12 protein-coding genes are annotated in these 16636 nt (G+C 72.3%); 6 read left to right on the forward strand and 6 right to left on the reverse strand.

Going from position 1 to position 16636, the window contains the following annotated elements; genetic code table 11:
• Positions 1–9 precede the first annotated feature (9 nt).
• Positions 10–912: a hypothetical protein gene (locus ACFWYW_RS16085; protein ID WP_379610447.1), complete on the reverse strand. Its 903-nt coding sequence runs from the start codon at positions 910–912 to the stop codon at positions 10–12.
• Between the two features lie 545 nt (positions 913–1457).
• On the opposite strand from ACFWYW_RS16085, the gene ACFWYW_RS16090 reads away from it, so the two are divergent.
• Together ACFWYW_RS16090 and ACFWYW_RS16095 are read left to right on the forward strand one after the other, a co-directional pair.
• The gene (locus ACFWYW_RS16090) at positions 1458–2363 is read left to right on the forward strand and encodes a 2'-5' RNA ligase family protein (protein WP_379610446.1); all 906 of its coding nucleotides are present in this window, start codon (positions 1458–1460) and stop codon (positions 2361–2363) included.
• The gene (locus ACFWYW_RS16095; RefSeq protein ID WP_379610445.1) at positions 2360–2749 is read left to right on the forward strand and encodes a hypothetical protein; all 390 of its coding nucleotides are present in this window, start codon (positions 2360–2362) and stop codon (positions 2747–2749) included. Before ACFWYW_RS16090 ends, ACFWYW_RS16095 begins: the two co-directional genes overlap by 4 nt.
• Here the strand turns inward: ACFWYW_RS16095 and ACFWYW_RS16100 are convergent.
• The 4 genes from ACFWYW_RS16100 to ACFWYW_RS16115 are packed head-to-tail and all read right to left on the reverse strand — an operon-like array spanning position 2682 to position 9643.
• Positions 2682–4679, reverse strand: coding sequence for a hypothetical protein (locus ACFWYW_RS16100; protein WP_379610444.1), 1998 nt, complete (start codon positions 4677–4679; stop codon positions 2682–2684). The two genes, ACFWYW_RS16095 and ACFWYW_RS16100, sit on opposite strands and share 68 nt — an antisense overlap.
• On the reverse strand, positions 4676–7183 hold the full coding sequence (locus tag ACFWYW_RS16105; protein ID WP_379610443.1) for a dipeptide ABC transporter ATP-binding protein: 2508 nt from the start codon (positions 7181–7183) through the stop codon (positions 4676–4678). Before ACFWYW_RS16105 ends, ACFWYW_RS16100 begins: the two co-directional genes overlap by 4 nt.
• The gene (locus ACFWYW_RS16110; protein ID WP_379610441.1) at positions 7180–8118 is read right to left on the reverse strand and encodes an ABC transporter permease; all 939 of its coding nucleotides are present in this window, start codon (positions 8116–8118) and stop codon (positions 7180–7182) included. Before ACFWYW_RS16110 ends, ACFWYW_RS16105 begins: the two co-directional genes overlap by 4 nt.
• A 1-nt stretch (position 8119) precedes the next feature.
• A complete protein-coding gene (locus ACFWYW_RS16115; protein ID WP_379610440.1) occupies positions 8120–9643 on the reverse strand; it encodes an ABC transporter substrate-binding protein in 1524 nt (507 codons plus the stop codon).
• A gap of 93 nt (positions 9644–9736) precedes the next feature.
• Here ACFWYW_RS16115 and ACFWYW_RS16120 point away from each other — a divergent pair, with 93 nt between their 5' ends.
• The 3 genes from ACFWYW_RS16120 to ACFWYW_RS16130 all read left to right on the forward strand — a co-directional run bounded on the left by ACFWYW_RS16120 (position 9737) and on the right by ACFWYW_RS16130 (position 13407).
• A complete protein-coding gene (locus ACFWYW_RS16120; protein ID WP_379610439.1) occupies positions 9737–10684 on the forward strand; it encodes an alpha/beta hydrolase in 948 nt (315 codons plus the stop codon).
• Between the two features lie 95 nt (positions 10685–10779).
• Entirely contained in the window at positions 10780–11907 is a 1128-nt protein-coding gene (locus ACFWYW_RS16125; RefSeq protein ID WP_379610438.1) for a PucR family transcriptional regulator, read from the forward strand.
• Between the two features lie 87 nt (positions 11908–11994).
• Complete coding sequence (locus ACFWYW_RS16130) at positions 11995–13407, forward strand: carboxylesterase/lipase family protein (protein ID WP_379610437.1); 1413 nt, start codon at positions 11995–11997, stop codon at positions 13405–13407.
• Here the strand turns inward: ACFWYW_RS16130 and ACFWYW_RS16135 are convergent.
• Positions 13404–13973, reverse strand: a complete 570-nt coding sequence (locus ACFWYW_RS16135) for a TetR/AcrR family transcriptional regulator (protein WP_379610436.1) — start codon at positions 13971–13973, stop codon at positions 13404–13406. The genes ACFWYW_RS16130 and ACFWYW_RS16135 overlap by 4 nt on opposite strands.
• Before the next feature lie 36 nt (positions 13974–14009).
• Between ACFWYW_RS16135 and ACFWYW_RS16140 the strand changes: the two genes are divergently transcribed.
• Positions 14010–16514 (forward strand): family 78 glycoside hydrolase catalytic domain, encoded by a 2505-nt coding sequence (locus tag ACFWYW_RS16140; protein WP_379610434.1) that lies wholly within the window; start codon positions 14010–14012, stop codon positions 16512–16514.
• Positions 16515–16636: the final 122 nt, after the last annotated feature.

The raw sequence follows: 16636 nt of genomic DNA on the forward strand, positions 1-16636 counted from the left end.
TGAAGTGGGTCAGGCCGGTTCGCGGCCGGTGTCCTGCCGGCCGGCCGCCGCGCGGCGCAGCCGGGTTCTGAGCTGATCGAGGGCGGCGGTGGCCGGCTCCAGGTCGGTGACGGGGAAGCCGCCGGCGAGGTCGGGTGCGACGGCGGCCAGCTGTTCTCGTGCGGCGGGCGCGAAGGTGACGCGGCCGTCTTCGACGACCACGCCGTCGCGCAGGGCCGCCCGCTGGTTGAAGTCGACCGCCTCCTTCTCCTCCACGCCGTACGGCAGGCGCAGCCGTACCCCCGCGGCGAGCGAGGCGTGGACCGGATACCCGCCGGGCAGCCCCAGCGGTCCTGGCAGGTGGGTGGGCACGTCGTGGCCCGCGACCAGGGCGGCGACCAGCCGGGCGGCGGCCAGGCCGGTGACGTGGTTGAGCTCGGCGCGCCCGGCGGCGCGCTGCGCGGCCAGCAGGCCGCCCACGTCCTCCAGTTCGCGATCCTCTTCCCCGTCTCCGAGCCAGGCGCGCGCCTCCGGGTGGTCGTCCCGTGGCGGATAGAGGTGGCTGTGGTGGGCGAGCATCCGCAGCTCACGCTGGTCGGACAGGCCGAGCGCGGCCTGCGCGCTCGCGGCGAGCAGCGCCGCGTTGCCGACGCCGCACCACAGGGGCAGGCCCAGCGCCGCGGCGAGGGGGTTCACCGCGTCGGGGAAGCAGGCGTTGATCACCCAGGTCCCCGCGGGGACCGCACGGGCGACCCGGAGCGCGGCCTCCGCCTGGAAGGGCAGCGTGACCCCGAATCCCGCCTTTCCCAGGAATTCCGTCCACTTGGAGGGGGAATTCTGGCGTTCCCAGGGTGACTGGGTGGAGGCGGCGACGAGCACGCCATTGGGAACGATCTGACCGAGCGTCTCCGCGAGTGCTTCATTGCTGGTCAAGCTGCTTTTTCGGGCCTCGAAGACGACCGGGGCGCCGGAAAGAGCGGCGCGAGTTGACGACACATAGGTGGCTTCGCGTGTTTTGTCGATGTTACGGCCGAGTATCACAACACGGATCGGGCTGGTCGCGACCACGGCGAGCGAGTAACAGAATGCGCGAGCCAGGCTCCCCGTCCCGACCAGGGCCAATACGGTGGCATCGCTCATGCTGAGCAGGCCTGTTTGAAAATTGAACAAGAAAGGTGGTGCACGATCAGACCCCCAACGGACCGACTGGCGAAGCAGTCGCTAAGGGTGTTTCCCCGTCGGCCACCACCCGCAGTTGGGTGACCGGGCACCCATACTGGTTGTGGGCGATCTGACATGTCAATACCGGGATATGTCGCGATATAAAGTGAGCATCATGGATATTTCGTGGAATGGAGTAGTGGCGTGAGCTGGCATTTCCTTTGGTAAACAAACTTTTCTTCCAGGGGTAATGCCAGGTCAAGGGTGATCATCCTGAGTCGCGGCTCGAACACCGGCCCCGTGGGATACTTCCGGCCATGTTCACCCGAGGCGAGACCGCCCTGACGGTCACCGTGCCCGCCGCCGAGCAGGTCGTGGGCCCGTGGCGGCGGCGCTACGACCCGTCGACCGCCTACGGCGTGCCCGCCCACGTGACCGTGCTCTACCCGTTCCTCGACGCCGCCCGAGTGGACGAGGGCGCGCTGCGCGAGCTGTTCGCCGCCCGCGAACGCTTCGATCTGGTCTTCGAGCGGCTCGCGCGTTTTCCCGGCGTGGTCTACCTGGCTCCCGAGCCGGCGGAGCCGGTCAGGAAGCTCACCGAGGCAGTGGTGGCGCGGTGGCCGCAGGCGCGGCCGTACCAGGGGAAATATGGGGAGATCACGCCGCACCTCACGGTCGGGCAGGGGCTGGACGACGAGGGCGCGGACGCGATCGAGCGCGGCCTGAGCGGGCTGCCGGTGCGGATGCGGGCCAGCGGCGTGACGCTGGAGGTCTTCGACGGCGAGATGTGGCGGCGGCGGGCGTGCTTCCCGTTCGGGGAGGTCGGGGAGGCGGAGTTCGCCTTTCCTGGGCCGTTGCGGGACGAGCTGGTCGCGGCGATCCTGGCCGGGCGCAAGACCGCGACGAGTTCGCTGCTGGCCGACTACGAGCACGAGGACGAGCCCCTGCCGGTGGCGGGCTCCTGGGACGCGCTGATCGACTCGGCCGGGCGGCGCGTGGCGCTGCTGGAGACCACCGAGGTGAAGGTGGTGCCGATCCGGGAGATCGACGACCGCTTCGCCCACGACGAGGGCGAGGACTACGCCGGGGTCGCCGAGTGGCGGGCCGGTCACGAGCGCTTCTGGCTCAGCCCCGAGCACGTGGCCTACCTGGGCCGCGCGCCCGTGATCGACGACGACACCCTTGTGGTGACCGAACGCTTCCGTGTGCTGGAGACCCTGTGAACGACGGAGACTACGGCCTGCCCGGCTCGCTGGCGCGCATCCTCGACGAGATCGCCGGCGAGCGGCGGGCCCAGGACGTGCGCTGGGGCATCCAGGACATCCCCGATGGGACCTCCCCTTCCCGTACGCCCGCCGCCGACGCCGCCAAACGCGAGACCTCGGCCGCGGGTGACGACGGCACGCTGACCTGGCGGCACATCCTGGCCGAAGAGGTGCTTGAGGCGTTCGCGGAGTCCGACCCCGAGGCGCTGCGCACCGAGCTGATCCAGGTCGCGGCCGTCGCGGTCAAATGGGCCCAGGCGCTCGACCGCCGCGCGGTCACGGCGGGAACGTCCCCAGCCCTTCGTGCGACACCCGCCACCCCTCAGGAAACCGGCCGGCCATGAGCGCCACGGCCGCGAGCAGCCCGCCGTTGGCCGGCAGATAGACCGACAGCCCGCCGGGGAACTGCGGCACGTGCCCGGTGGGCAGGTAGTGGTTCTTGCGGGTGTCCATGAGCAGCGCGTCGACCGCGTCGCCCGGACGGCCGAGCCGGGTGGCGCACATGGCCAGCACCGGGTAGTCCCATCCCCACGTGCTCCCCAGATCCCAGGTACGCAGCACGTGGTCGAACGTGGCCGACATGACCCCGGGATCGATCAGCGGGGTGGCGGGCAGGAAGCCGAGCGCCATGAGCATCGACGGGTGGTCGTCGGTCAGCGTGTACGGCTCGGTGGCGACCGCCGCGTACACACCGTCGCGCACCAGCGGCCTGGCAAGACCACGCAGCACCGCGTCCCACCCGGGCTCCCGCTCCAGGCCGAGCCGCTCGCGCCATTCCTGCGCGACCCGCAGGCCCCAGTGCCAGTAGGCCAGCTCGAAGGTGGGGTCGGCGGTGCGGGCCCGGCCGGGGAAGTACGTCTCCTGCGCCGGGACCAGCGGCGGCCCGAGGTGGTGGACGCCGTCCTCGTCCGGCTCGGCGTAGGAGGCCATGAACTCGGCTGTGGCGAAGACCAGGTCGGCGTAGCGTTCCAGCGCCCCGGGCACGCCGTTGTGCCGGAGCAGTTCGGCGTAGTGGATCGGGTGTGGCTGCTGCCAGATGAGGAAGGCGCCGATCGGGCTGGGCGCCTCGCGGCCGTCCCGGCCGACCTGCTTGGGCCAGCGCGCGCCGGCGTACCCCTGCTCCGCGGCGGTCCGGCGGGCCGAGCCCAGGATCTCGCGGTACCAGCCGAGACCGCGTTCGAGCAGCTCGGGCCGTCCCCACAGGACGAAGTGGGCGGCGTGCCACCAGTGCATCTCCAGATGGAACTTGCCGCCCCAGGAGTTGTGCACGAGCCCCGACTCCTGCGGCGGCGCCGACCCCGAGCAGTGCACGGCGGTCAGGTACTGCGAGAGCACCACCCGCCGCTCCAGCTCGCCCGCCCGCGGATCGGCGCTCCCCTCGAAGCTGACCGCCGCGCCGGACATCCAGTACGCCCGCCAGTGCCCGGCCGCCGCCCGCGCCACCGCGTCGAAGGCGGGCGGCTCGTCCGGCGCCTCGGCGGAGAAGGCGGCGCTCAGCCTCAGCTCCGCCGCCCCGGTGCCCACCACCGGGCCGGGCCCCCAGCGCCCGTCGGTCCGCACCCGCACGTGGTAGCGCGCGTCACCGACCTCGCGCACGATCCCGTCCGGCCCGTAGCAGGTGGTCTGCGCCAGCCGCTCGCCCGGGGAGAGCGGATCGGTCTGCCCGGGAAAGGTGATCGCGACGCCCAGCGCACCGGCCGCGAGCAACGGCGAGCGCACCCGCGTGGCGACCACGTCCAGCTCGGGATGGACCACGGTCCGCACCTCGACCGGCTGCCCGCCGAGCAGGAAGGCCGAGCGCACGCTGCCCGTCCACAGGTCGAGCTCCACGCGCGGGTCGGTCAGCTCCAGCGCCGGGTCGAACCGCAGCCCGATCCGCCCGAGATCGAGCCGCCGCGGATTGGCGTACAGCCAGCCGCCCGCGTCGGCGGAGGCCACGCCGTCCGCCCCGATCCGCATCCGGTCGGGGTAGCGCACCGTGCGGGTGCGGGTGGAATAGCCCGTCGCCGCCTCCTCCAGCCGGTACGGCACGCCGGGATCGGTGGAGTACCACCCCCAGCTCGACTGGATCCGCAGCGGCACCGGAAAGTCGTCGGCGTCGAAGACCTGAGGCCTGCGCCGAGGCGGCAGCTCGTGCGCCTCCGGGAACGTCTGCAGCCCGGTCACGTCCACGTTGACCGCGAAGTCGCCGTTGCCCAGGCTGAGCGTGCACGAGGGATGCCAGGACGTGAGCACCACCGAGTGCCGCCGCACCAACCGCTCCCTGTCGATCACGCCTGCTCCTTCGCGGCCAGGCCGAGCCGGGCCGCGCGCCGGGCCGCCTGCCGGTCCGGATCGGGCACCAGCGCCGACAGCAGCAGCCGCCGCGTGTACGGATCACGCGGCTCGGTGGTCACCTGCTCGGCGTCGCCGGTCTCGACCAGCACGCCCCGCGACATGACCGCGACCCGGTCGCTGACGTTGCGCACCACCGCCAGATCGTGCGAGATGAACAGATAGCTCACCCCGGTGTCGCGCTGGATCTCGGTGAGCAGGCCGAGCACCTGCGCCTGCGTCGAGACGTCGAGCGCCGAGACGGGTTCGTCGCAGATGATCAGGCGCGGGCCGAGGGCGAGCGCGCGGGCGATGGCCACCCGCTGGCGCTGCCCGCCGGACAGCTCGCGGGCGCGCCGCGCGCCGGTGCCGGCCGGCAGCTCGACCCGGTCGAGCAGCAGGGCGATGCGCCGGTCGGCCTCCGCCCGGTCGGCCACGCCGTGCGCGAGCAGCGGCTCGACCAGGATGTCGTGGATGCTCATGGCCGGGTTGAGCGAGCTGAACGGGTCCTGGAAGACCGCCTGGATCTGGCGGGCGCGGGCACGGCGGGCGGGAAGTGGCTGCCCGCCGTACCGGATGGAGCCGCCGACGACCGGCGCGAGGCCCAGCACCGCGCGGCCGAGCGTCGTCTTGCCCGAGCCGGACTCGCCGACCAGCCCGAGCGTCTCGCCCTCGCCGACGGTCAGGCTGATCTCCTTGAGCACCCGCACCGGCGGGCGCCGCAGCCCGCGCTGCGGATAGTCCACCCGCAGCCGGTCGATCTCCAGCAGCGGCGCCCCGACCGCCGCGCTCCGCTCCCGCCGCGCGGCGTTGTGCGGGTTGGCCGCCAGCAGCTCCTTCGTGTACGGCTGCGCCGGCTGGGCGAACAGCGTCCGCGTGGGCGCGCTCTCCACGAGGCGCCCGTCGCGCATCACCGTGACCCGGTCGCACATGTCCGCCACCACGCCCAGGTCGTGGGTCACCAGCAGCACCGCCATGTCGCGTTCACCGCGCAGGGAACGCAGCAGGTCGAGCACCTCGGCCTGCACGGTGACGTCCAGCGCCGTGGTGGGCTCGTCGGCCACCAGCAGCTCGGGGTCGCAGGAGATGGCTCCGGCGATGAGCACGCGCTGGGCGGTGCCGCCGGAGATCTCGTGCGGGTAGGCGCGGTAGATGCGCTCGGGCTCGGCGATCCCCACCCTGGCCAGCAGTTCGAGCGCCCGGCGGCGGGCGGCCCGCCCGGACAGGCCGAGGTGCGCGCGCAGCGGCTCGACGAGCTGGCTGCCCACGCGGAAGCTCGGGTCGAGGTTGGACATCGGCTCCTGGGAGACGTAGCCGATGCGGGGGCCGCGGACGCGGTTCAGCTCGCGTTCGGTCAGCTCGGTCAGTTCGGCCCCGGCGAAGCGGACCGAACCGGCGGCGACCCGGCCGCTCGGCGGCAGCAGGCCGAGGGCGGCGAGGACGGTCTGGGTCTTGCCCGAGCCGGACTCGCCGACCAGGCCGACGACCTCGCCCGGCCGTACCTGGAGGTCGACGCCGTCGACGACGGTGACCTCGCCGCCGGCCGTACGGTGCGTGACCGTGAGGCCGGAGACGGCGAGCAGGGCGCCGTCGGCGAGGGCCGGGGCGGGGGAGGAGGCGGCGGGCCGACGGGTAGAGGGGGCGCGGCCCGCCGCCTGGATCGGGGTGTCCTCGAGCGCGTCGCGTACGGCGTTGCCGAGGACCGTCACCGCGAGCACGGTCGCGGCGATGGCCAGACCTGGCCAGATCGACAGCCATGGGGCGCGGAAGACGTTGGCGGCGGCGTCGTTGAGCATCGCTCCCCAGCTCGCCGCGCCGGGCTCGCCGAGGCCGAGGAAGTCGATGCCGGCCTGGAGCAGCAGGGCCGCGCCGAACAGCAGCGGCGCCTGCACGATGATCGCCGAGCGGACCACCGGCAGCACGTGCCTGCGCACGACGCGCAGGTCGGACAGCCCGGACACGCGGGCGGCGTCGATGTAGAACTCGCCGCGCACCCGCATGGTCGCGGCGCGGACGAGCCGGTAGATGGACGGCGAGGCCAGGAAGCCGACGAACGCCATGGTGCCGACGAGGTCCGGGCCCATCACCGCGACGAAGGCCAGAACGACGATGAACGCCGGCAGCGCCATCAGCAGGTTGAACAACCAGCTCGCCACCGCGTCCGCCCATCGAGCGAAATATCCGGCCAGCGTCCCGGCCACGACGCCCATCACCAGCGCCACCCCGGCCGCCAGCAGCGCGCCCGACACGGTGGCACGGGTGCCGTGCAGCAGCCGGCTGAGCACGTCGCGGCCGGAGCCGTCGCCGCCCAGCGGATGCCCGGGGCCGGGACCGGCCAGCGCGGCGCGCAGGTCCACCTCGTCCGGCCCGTACGGCGCCAGCCACGCCCCGGCCACCGCCGCGACCACGACCAGCAGCAACACGACGGCGGCCACGAGCGCGGCGGGTCTTCTGAGAAGGCTCATGGGGTGCGCACCTTCGGGTCGAGCCAGCTCACCAGCAGGTCGACGACCAGGTTGACGGTGAGCACGATGAGCACGCCGACCACCACCACGCCCAGCACCACCGGGATGTCGGAGCGGCTGGAGGCGGCGGCGGCCAGGCTGCCGAGCCCGTTGATCGCGAAGATCTGCTCGACGATGATGGCCCCGCCGAGCAGGCCGATGAACTGCAGGCTGACCACGGTCAGCGCCGTGGGCGCGGCGTTGCGCAGCACGTGGCGCAGCAGCAGCCGGCGCCGGGGCAGGCCCCGGCTGCGCAGCGTGCGCACGTAGTCCTGGTTCAGCACGGCCGCCACCGCGTTGCGGGTCTGCGCCGCCACCGCCGCCACCGACCCGGCGGCGATCGCCACGACCGGCAGCAGCAGTGAACGCGCCCAGTCGGCCGGGCTCTCCGCGAACGCCACGTACCCGGTCGCGGGAAGCCACCGCAACTGCACCGCGAACACGATGACCAGCAGCAACGCCACCCACATCCCCGGTACGGCGAAGCCGAGCGCCGCCGCGACCTGCAGGGCCCGGTCCAGCCAGCCGCGCCGCAGCGCCGCCGCCATGCCGAAGGCGATGCCGGTCACCGCCGAGACCAGCGTCGCGATGACCGCCAGCGAGACCGTGATGGGCAGCCGGGCGGTGATCGTCTCGACCACCGGCAGCCCGGTGAACCACGACACCCCCAGATCCCCCCGTACGGCCCCGCCCAGCCAGTCCAGGTAGCGCACGCTGACCGGCCGGTCCAGCCCGAGTTCCACCCGCTTGGCGGCGACCTGCTCGGGCGTGGCCGTCATGCCGAGCAGGTTGTGCGTGGGGTCGGGCACCAGCGTGGTGAGCAGCGAGGTGAGCGCGGTGATGACGACGAGCAGGACGCCCGCCGCGATCAGCCGCCGCGACAGCAGCCTGAGCACCTCAGCCCACCGGGTGGTAGTCGCGCAGGAAGACGAAGATCTGGTCGGCCGCGGCGTCGATCCTGACCTTGTCCTTCTTCCAGACCATGAGGTTGGTGGCGGCGTACAGCGGGGCGAACCACGCCTGCTCCACCACATGGGTGTTGAGCTCCTGGAACAGCCTGCCGCGCTCGGCCTCCTCCGCGACGGCGATCCGGTCCATGAGCTTGGCGACCACCGGGTCCTCCACATGGAACGGGTTGAAGACCCCGCCCTTGGCCAGGAACAGCGAGGCGTCCAGCCAGTTCTCGGTGGCGGTGTAGGTGTACATGAAGGCCGGGTAGGTGCCGGCCAGGTACTGCTGGGTGATCAGGTTGCTGGAGACCGGCTTGTACTTCACCTTGATGCCGATCTGGCCGAGCTGCTGGGCGACGATCGGGTACAGCGCGGGCACGTAGGTGTTCTCGCTGGGCAGGGTGAGCTCGAAGCCGTCCGGGTAGCCCGCCTCGGCCAGCAGCCGCTTGGCCTTGTCCGGGTCGTAGGGGTAGCGGGAGTTGAGCGCGGCCAGGTAGGCGGGGGTGCCGGCGGCGAACATCTGGGTACGCCGGTCGCCGTTGCCCTTGTCGACCGCCTTGAGAATGCCCTCGGCGTCGAGGCCGTGGTTTATGGCCTGCCGTACCTTGACCTTGGCCAGCGGGGGAGCGAGCTTGCCCGCGCGGTCGACGATCCACATGCCCATGATCAGGCCGGGCATCTTCCTGTGCTCCAGGCCCGCGCCCTGAACCTGCGGCAGGCTGGCCATGGGCACGCCGCCGGCGTCGACCTGGCCGCTGAGCGCGGCGTTGGCCATCGCGTTGGTGTCGGGCAGCGCCTTCATCACCAGCTTGTCGAAGCCGAACGTTGCCGGCAGGGAGTACTTGGGGTTGCGGGTGAAGGTGTAGGACGTGCCGCGGGTGCTGGCGTTCAGGTCCAGCACGTACGGCCCGCTGCCCACCGGGTTGGTCTTGAGCGTGGCGAAGGCCTTGGGGCTGGCGATCATGCCGGGCACCATCGAGAGCTGGTAGAGCAGGCCGGGATCGGGCTTCTTGAGCTTGACCGTCAGCTCGGCCGGGCCGGTGGCCTCGACGCTCGCGATGCCGGCCAGCGCCGACTGGGTGGCGCCCGGTGTGCTCAGCCCGCGGTCCAGGTTCGCCTTGACCGCGGCGGCGTCGAGCGCGGTGCCGTCGGAGAAGGTCAGGCCCTCGCGGATGGTCATGGTCAGCGTGGTCTTGGGCTGGTCGTAGGCCCAGGTGGTGGCCACGCCGGGCGAGACGGAGAAGTCGGCGTTGAGCGTGGTCAGGGACGAGTAGACGGCCTGCAGGTAGCCCAGGGAGTTGCCCCCGGCGCCGACGGCTGGGTCCCAGGACGAGACGTCGGCCGCTACGGCCAGGGTGAGCATGCGCTCCGCCGTGGCGGCGCGTTCGGCAGCGCCGCCGGAACATGCGGTGCCCGTGACTGCGAGGGCGACGGCCGCGGCCGCCAAGGCCGTCCCGCGAGATCTCGGCATCGGAACCTCCTCGGATGGGGGTGTGGCGAGGCTAACAAAAACTACCTATCAATTGGTAGGCTTTTGGTAACGATGCCGATCCGAGGAGTTCACATGCCCGTCGACCCGCAGATCGCCCCCCTGATCGCCATGATCCACTCCCAGCCTCCGGCCCCCCACGACCCCGTCGCCCGCCGCCGCATGAACGCCGAGCGCAAGGCGGAAGGGGTCAACCCCTATGGCGACTACGTGCAGGTGGAGCCCGAGATCGCGACGGTCTTCGAGGAGAAGGTCAAGGTCGCCGGCCCGGACGGCGAGATCACCGTGCGCGTGTACCGGCCGGCGGAGGAGAACGCCGGGGCGATGGTGCTCTTCCACGGCGGCGGCTGGCTGATGGGCACGATCGACGACAGCGACCGCCGCTCACGCGCCATCGCCGCGGGCGCCGGCGTCGTGGTGGTCAACGTGGACTACCGGCTGGCGCCCGAGTTCCCCTTCCCCGTTCCCGCCGAGGACTGCTACCGCGCGTTCGAGTGGACCGTCGAGCAGGCCGGGCGGCTCGGGTTCGACCCCACGCGGGTGGGCGTGGGCGGCGAGAGCGCCGGCGGCAACCTGAGCGCGGCCGTGTCGCTGCTGGCCAAGGAGCGGGGCGGGCCCATGCCGGTGATCCAGGTGATGGAGATCCCCGCCTTCGACCTGACGATGTCCTCACCCACCGTGGAGACCTACGCCGAGGGGCACGTGCTGACGAAGTCCGAGTTGGAGTGGTGCGTGGGCACCTACCTGTCCGGGCACGACGCCACCGACCCCATCGCCTCGCCGCTGCACGCCGCCGACCTGACCGGGCTGCCGCCCGCGGTGATCCTCTCGGCCGAGTGCGACCCGCTGGCCGGCGACGCCCGCCGCTATGCCGCGCGGCTGGCCGAGGCAGGGGTGCCGGTGACCTTCCGCGAGTTCCCCGGGCACGTCCACGGCTCACACACCCTGACCGGGATGCTGGCCTCCTCACGCGAGTGGCGCACGACCGTCGTGAACGCGGTCACCGCCATCATGACCCCCTGACCTACAGCGGACCTGCGGTGCGGACCCGCGTCGTACGTGCCGTTGACCTGGGCTCATGTGCGGTGGCACAAGGGATGGCCGTTATGCTGCCGCACATGGGTGACCCACGGATCGCGCTCCTGGCCGCCGAGCTGCTGGAGGACGTGGAGGGGCTCGCCGACCGCATGTTCGCCGCCATCGTGGCCGAGGACGAGACCTACGCGGCCATGCCGGCGGAACGGCTGGCCGAGGTGCGCGAGTACAACCGGCGCAACCTCGACGAACACCTGCTCGACCTGGCGGAACAGCGTCCCGTCAAGGCCGTGGCGTCCAGGGAGACCGCGCGCCGCCGGGCCGAGCAGGGGGTGCCGCTGGGCACGGTGCTGCACGCCTACCGCATCGGGTTCCGGGTGGTCTGGGAGAGTCTGGTCGAGCGGGCCATGGCCGCCCCCGGCTACCCGGTCGAGACGCTCGCCACCTCGATGACCGAGGTCTGGTCGCTCATCGACGGCTACTCCGTGGCGGTCACCGACAGCTACCACGAAGCCATGCTGGAGCTGGCCAGGCAGGACGAGCGCGAGCGCCAGGTGCTGCTCGACGCCCTGATCGAGGGGCGGGTCACCGACTGGAGCGTGCTGGGCGGCAGCGCGCACGCGCTCGGGCTGCCGGCGCGCGGGCCGTACGTGTGCGTGGTGGCCGACCCGGCGGTGCCGTTGTCCACGATCGGGCTGCGCGGCGCGTGGCGGCTGCGTGCCGACGACCAGGTGGGCATCGTGGCCGACTCGGGCGCGGTACGGGCGGCGCTGGCCGGGCGCGGCAGGATCGGGATCAGCGCCCCCTACGAACGGCTGCCGCAGACCGCCGCCGCCTTCCGCCTGGCCAGGCTCGTGTGGGCGGGACTGCCGCCGGGCAGCAGGGAGGCGGCCACGGTGGACAGCCGCCCGATCGGCGCGCTCGTCGCGGCCGCCCCCGACCTGGCCGAACGGGTCACCGCCGCGGTACTCGGCCCCGTACTCGACCGCCCCGACGCCGAGGCCCTGCTGGAGGTGCTGTCGGCGTGGATGGAGAGCGGTGAGTCCACCTCGGAGCTGGCCCGAAGGCTCTACTGCCACCGCAACACCGTCCGCAACCGGCTGAGCAGGATCGAACGCCTCACCGGCCGGTCGCTGGAGCGCCCCGGGGACGTGGCCGCCCTGTACGCCGCCCTGATCGGCCACCGGCTTGTGCCAGCGCCCAAACCCTGACCGGAAAGCCGTGTCTATGGCCCAGTGCCGTTAGAACGAGATTCCAGGAAAATGGGGCCATCGCCCTTATCGCTGAAGGCAGGCGCCATGGAGATCATCGTCGAGACCCGGCCGGGCAAGCTGCGCGGCCAGCTGGAGGATGGCGTCGCCGTCTTCCGCGGCGTGCCGTACGCCGCACCGCCCTTCGGCGAGCTGCGCTTCCGCGCGCCCGAGCCGCCGCAACCATGGGAAGGCGTGCGCGACGCGCTCGCCAACGGCCCCACGGCGGCCAAGCGCGGCTACCGCCCGCCGCTGGACGAGATCCTCGCCGAGGTGGCCATCCCGGGCGAGGACTGTCTCAACCTCAACCTCTGGACGCCCGGACTCGACGGGCGGCGGCCGGTCATGGTGTGGATCCACGGCGGCTCCAACCGCAACGGCTCCAACGCCGTCCCCCTGTACGACGGCGGCGCGTTCGCCCGCGACGGCGTGGTGATGGTGGCGATCAACTACCGGCTGGGCGTCGAGGGCTGGGCCAGTTTCCCCGACGCGCCGGACAACCGCGGGCTGCTCGACCAGATCGCCGCGCTGACCTGGGTGCGGGAGAACATCGAGGCGTTCGGCGGCGATCCGGACAACGTCACCGTCTTCGGCGAGTCGGCCGGCGCGATCGACCTCGGGGTACTGCTCGGCGTACCGGCGGCCCGGCGGCTGCTGAACCGGGCGATCATCCAGAGCGGCGGGCCCGCCGCCGGCCATCGCGCGGCCGTCAGGAAGGCGACCGGCCAGATCGCCCGCCGCCTCGGCGTGCCCGCGACCGCCGCCGCCTTCGCCGACGTGGACCAGGAGCGGCTGCTCGACGCGCAGGCCGCGGTCATGAGCAGGAGCGGCCTGGCCGGCGGGCCCGAGCTGGGGCCCGTGATCGACGGCGAGCTGGTCGCCGGGCCGCCGGAGGAGAACGTCGACCCCGAGGTGGAGGTGCTGATCGGGCACACCACGGAGGAGTACCGGCTGTGGTTCGTGCCGAACGGCGGCGTCGACCGTATGGGGCCGCTGATGGCGCGCCTGGCGATGCTCAAGATGGGGGTGAAGGGGCGGGTCTGGCGCGGCTACCAGGCGCTGTACCAGGGGGCGAAGCCGGGCGAGGTGTTCGGGCTCGTGCTCACCGACCGCCTGGTACGGCTGGCCAACCGCCGCCTGGCCGAGGGACGGCCGATCGGGCGCACGTGGCTGTACGAGTTCGCCTGGCGCTCGCCCGAGCGGGACCTGGGCGCGGCCCACGCCATGGAGATCCCGTTCGTCTTCGACGCGCTGGCCATGCCCGAGTCGCGCTTGATGGTGGGGGAGAACCCGCCGCAGGGCCTGGCCGACGAGATGCACGCGGCGTGGGTGCGCTTCGCCACCACCGGGGAGCCGGGCTGGCCCGCGTGGAACCCCTCGACCCGGCCGACGATGGTCTTCGACGCCGAATCGGCGGTCGTGGAGGACAATCGCGCGGAGGTGCACGCCCTCTGGGTTTAGGGCAGGTCGTGCTGGAGCGACAGCGCGTACGCCTCGATGCGCTCGACCAGGTCCACCTGCTCGGGATCCAGCAGCCATTGGGTGGCCAGGCCGTCGAGCGTGGCGATGATCTCGGCCGCCTTGCCCTCCGGGTCGAGGTCCGCCCGGATCTCGCCGCGCTCCTGGCCCGTCCGCAGCGCTCCTGCCACCAGGGCGCGCATCGCCCGGTAGCGCTCGCGGAAGTACTCGTGCGCGGGCGCGCCGGGCTCCAGGTTCTCCGCCACCAGGACCGCGAACAGCTTGGTCAGCCCGCGTTCCTCCCGGTTGCGCCGGGCGAAGGCGGGCATCTCGCGGATCGTGTCCAGCCCGCCGAGCGCCGCAGCCTCGCGGGCGAAGTCGAGGCTCCTGCCGTCGCGCCATTCGATGACCGCGCGCAGCAGGCCCTCCTTGTTGCGGAAGTGGTAGAGCAGCCCCGGCTCGGTGATGCCCACACGCTGGGCGATCTCGGTCATCCCGGTGCCGCGGAAGCCGGTGCGGGCGAAGAGTTCGGCGGCCACGGCCGCGATCTCCTCCTTACGGTTCTTCATATGGACAACTTACTTAGTTGTAAGTAAGCATGCCTCATGGACATCGCAGCTCCCCGCTTCGAACACCTCGACGACGCTCTTGGCCTGGGCGAAAGCCGTCCGAGACTCTCCTGGATCGTTGATTGCGAAAGCCCAGGATGGCACCAGAGCGCCTACGAGATCTCGGCCAGGGGCGAGCGCGTCCTGGTCGAGTCGGCGGAGTCGGTACTGGTCCCGTGGCCGTTCGCGCCGCTGGCCGCCCGCGAGCGCGTGGAGGTCCGCGTCCGCGTGCGCGACGCGGAGGGCGCGTGGTCGGACTGGAGCCCGCCCGCCGTCGCCGAGGCCGGCCTGCTCGGCCCGGCCGACTGGACCGCGCGCTTCGTCGCGCCGCCGGGCGAGGAGCAACTCCTGCGCGGCGAGTTCACGGTACGGCCCGCCGTAACGTCGGCCAGGCTCTACGCCACCGCGCTCGGCGTCTACGAGATCGAGCTCAACGGCGTCACGGTCGGCGACCACGTCATGGCGCCCGGCTGGACCAGCTACACCCACCGCCTGCGCTACCAGACCTACGACGTCACCCCGCTCCTGCGCCCCGGCCCCAACACGCTCGGCGCGATCCTCGGCGAGGGCTGGTACCGGGGCCGCCTGGGTTTCCAGGGCGGTACCGTCGCGGTCTACGGTGAGCGCCTCGCGCTGCTGGCCCAGCTGGAGATCACCTACGCCGACGGCACCGTCCAGCGGTACGGCACCGGCCCCGGCTGGCAATGCGCCCCCGGCCCCATCCTGGCCAGCGGCATCTACGACGGCGAGACCCACGACGCCCGCCTGCGGACTCCCGCCGACTGGCGCCCCGTGGACCCGCTGGAGCACGACCTGTCCACGCTGGTGGCGCCCAGCGGCCCGCCGGTGCGCCGTACCCAGGAACTCGCCCCTACGGAGATCCTTACCTCCCCCTCGGGACAGACCATCCTCGACTTCGGCCAGAACCTCGTCGGCCGCCTGCGGATCACCGCCCGCGGGCAGGCGGGCGAGCGCGTCGTCCTGCGCCACGCGGAGGTGCTGGAGGCCGGTGAACTGTCCGTCCGCCCCCTGCGCACCGCCGCCGCCACCGACGTCTACATCCTGCGCGGCGACGCCGAAGAGGTCTGGGAACCGCGCTTCACCTTCCACGGCTTCCGCTACGCCTCCGTCGAAGGGCCCGTGGACCCGGCGCTGGTCCGCGCCGTCGTCTGCCACACCGACATGGAGCGCACCGGCCACTTCGAGTGCTCGGACCCGCTGGTCAACCGCCTGCACGAGAACGTGGTGTGGAGCATGCGCGGCAACTTCCTCGACCTGCCCACCGACTGCCCCCAGCGCGACGAACGCCTCGGCTGGACCGGCGACCTCCAGGTCTTCACCCCCGCCGCCGCCTTCCTGCACGACTGCGCCGGAATGCTCACCTCATGGCTGGCCGACCTCGCCGCCGAACAGGCGCCGAGCGGCGCCGTCCCCGTCGTGGTCCCCAACGTGCTCGGTGAGCGCGCCGTGATCGCCGCCGCCGGGTGGGGCGACGCCGCCGTCCTGGTCCCCTGGACCCTCTTTCAGCGGTACGGCGACGCCGGGCTCCTGGAACGGCAGTTTCCCAGCATGCGGCGCTATGTCGACCATGTCGCGGAGCTGGCGGGCCATGGCATTTGGGACACCGGGTACCAGTTCGGCGACTGGCTGGACCCGGCCGCGCCGCCGGACAAGCCGGGCGACGGGCGTACACCCAAGGAGGTTGTCGCCACCGCCTACCTCGCGCACTCCGCAACGGTCGTCGCGCAGGCGGCGGCGGTCCTGGGACAGGACGCCGGCCCGTACACCGCGCTGTCAGCCCAGGTCCGGCAGGCCTTCGCGGCCGCGTATGTGTCGCCGGAGGGAATGGTGCTGGGGGATTCGGCCACCGGGTACGCGCTCGCCCTGCGCTTCGACCTGCTTCCCACGCGGGAGCAGCGGGTGTTCGCCGGCGAACGGCTGGCCCGGGTACTGGCCGACGGCGGCCACCACATAGCGACTGGATTCCTCGGAACCCCGGAGGTGTGCGACGCCCTGACCGAGGCCGGGCAGGTGGAGGCCGCGTACCGGCTGCTGCTCCAGCGAGAATGCCCGTCCTGGCTGTACGCCGTGACGATGGGCGCCACCACTATCTGGGAACGATGGGACAGCATGCTGCCCGACGGCACCGTGAACCCGGGCGAGATGACATCGTTCAACCACTACGCGTTCGGCGCGGTGGCCGACTGGCTGCACCGCGTGGTGGCCGGAATAGCCCCGGCGGCGCCGGGCTACCGCCGCATCCTGCTGTCCCCCCGCCCAGGCGCGAACCTGACGTCCGCGCAAGCAACCCTCCGCACCCCGTACGGAAGAGCCGAACTCTCCTGGACCCTGACCAAGAACACAATGACCACAGACGCCGTAATCCCCCCCAACACCACAGCCCTGGTCACCCTCCCCCACACACCCCCCTTCACCATCCAATCCGGCACCCACCACTGGACCACCCCTTGGCCAGCGGCAGACAGCACAAACCCGCACTAGAGAGGGCCTCTGCACGGGGCGCTCGGGGCAAGGGCTTCGTATGGGGCGCTTCGCGCTGGGGGCTCAGGCTGTTTTGTGTGGGGGCGCGGCCCCCACGCCCCGGCCTAAGGGCGAGGGCTTCG

Origin of the sequence: Nonomuraea sp. NPDC059023 (assembly GCF_042740095.1) — a bacterium.
GTDB lineage: Bacteria > Actinomycetota > Actinomycetes > Streptosporangiales > Streptosporangiaceae > Nonomuraea.

Excerpts from the sequence above, each read along its gene's own strand:
- ACFWYW_RS16090 (WP_379610446.1), top strand. The coding sequence starts at position 1,458 with ATGTTCACCCGAGGCGAGACCGCCCTGACGGTCACCGTGCCCGCCGCC.
- ACFWYW_RS16105 (WP_379610443.1), bottom strand. The coding sequence starts at position 7,183 with ATGAGCCTTCTCAGAAGACCCGCCGCGCTCGTGGCCGCCGTCGTGTTG.
- ACFWYW_RS16115 (WP_379610440.1), bottom strand. The coding sequence starts at position 9,643 with ATGCCGAGATCTCGCGGGACGGCCTTGGCGGCCGCGGCCGTCGCCCTC.
- ACFWYW_RS16120 (WP_379610439.1), top strand. The coding sequence starts at position 9,737 with ATGCCCGTCGACCCGCAGATCGCCCCCCTGATCGCCATGATCCACTCC.
- ACFWYW_RS16125 (WP_379610438.1), top strand. The coding sequence starts at position 10,780 with ATGGGTGACCCACGGATCGCGCTCCTGGCCGCCGAGCTGCTGGAGGAC.
- ACFWYW_RS16130 (WP_379610437.1), top strand. The coding sequence starts at position 11,995 with ATGGAGATCATCGTCGAGACCCGGCCGGGCAAGCTGCGCGGCCAGCTG.
- ACFWYW_RS16135 (WP_379610436.1), bottom strand. The coding sequence starts at position 13,973 with ATGAAGAACCGTAAGGAGGAGATCGCGGCCGTGGCCGCCGAACTCTTC.
- ACFWYW_RS16140 (WP_379610434.1), top strand. The coding sequence starts at position 14,010 with ATGGACATCGCAGCTCCCCGCTTCGAACACCTCGACGACGCTCTTGGC.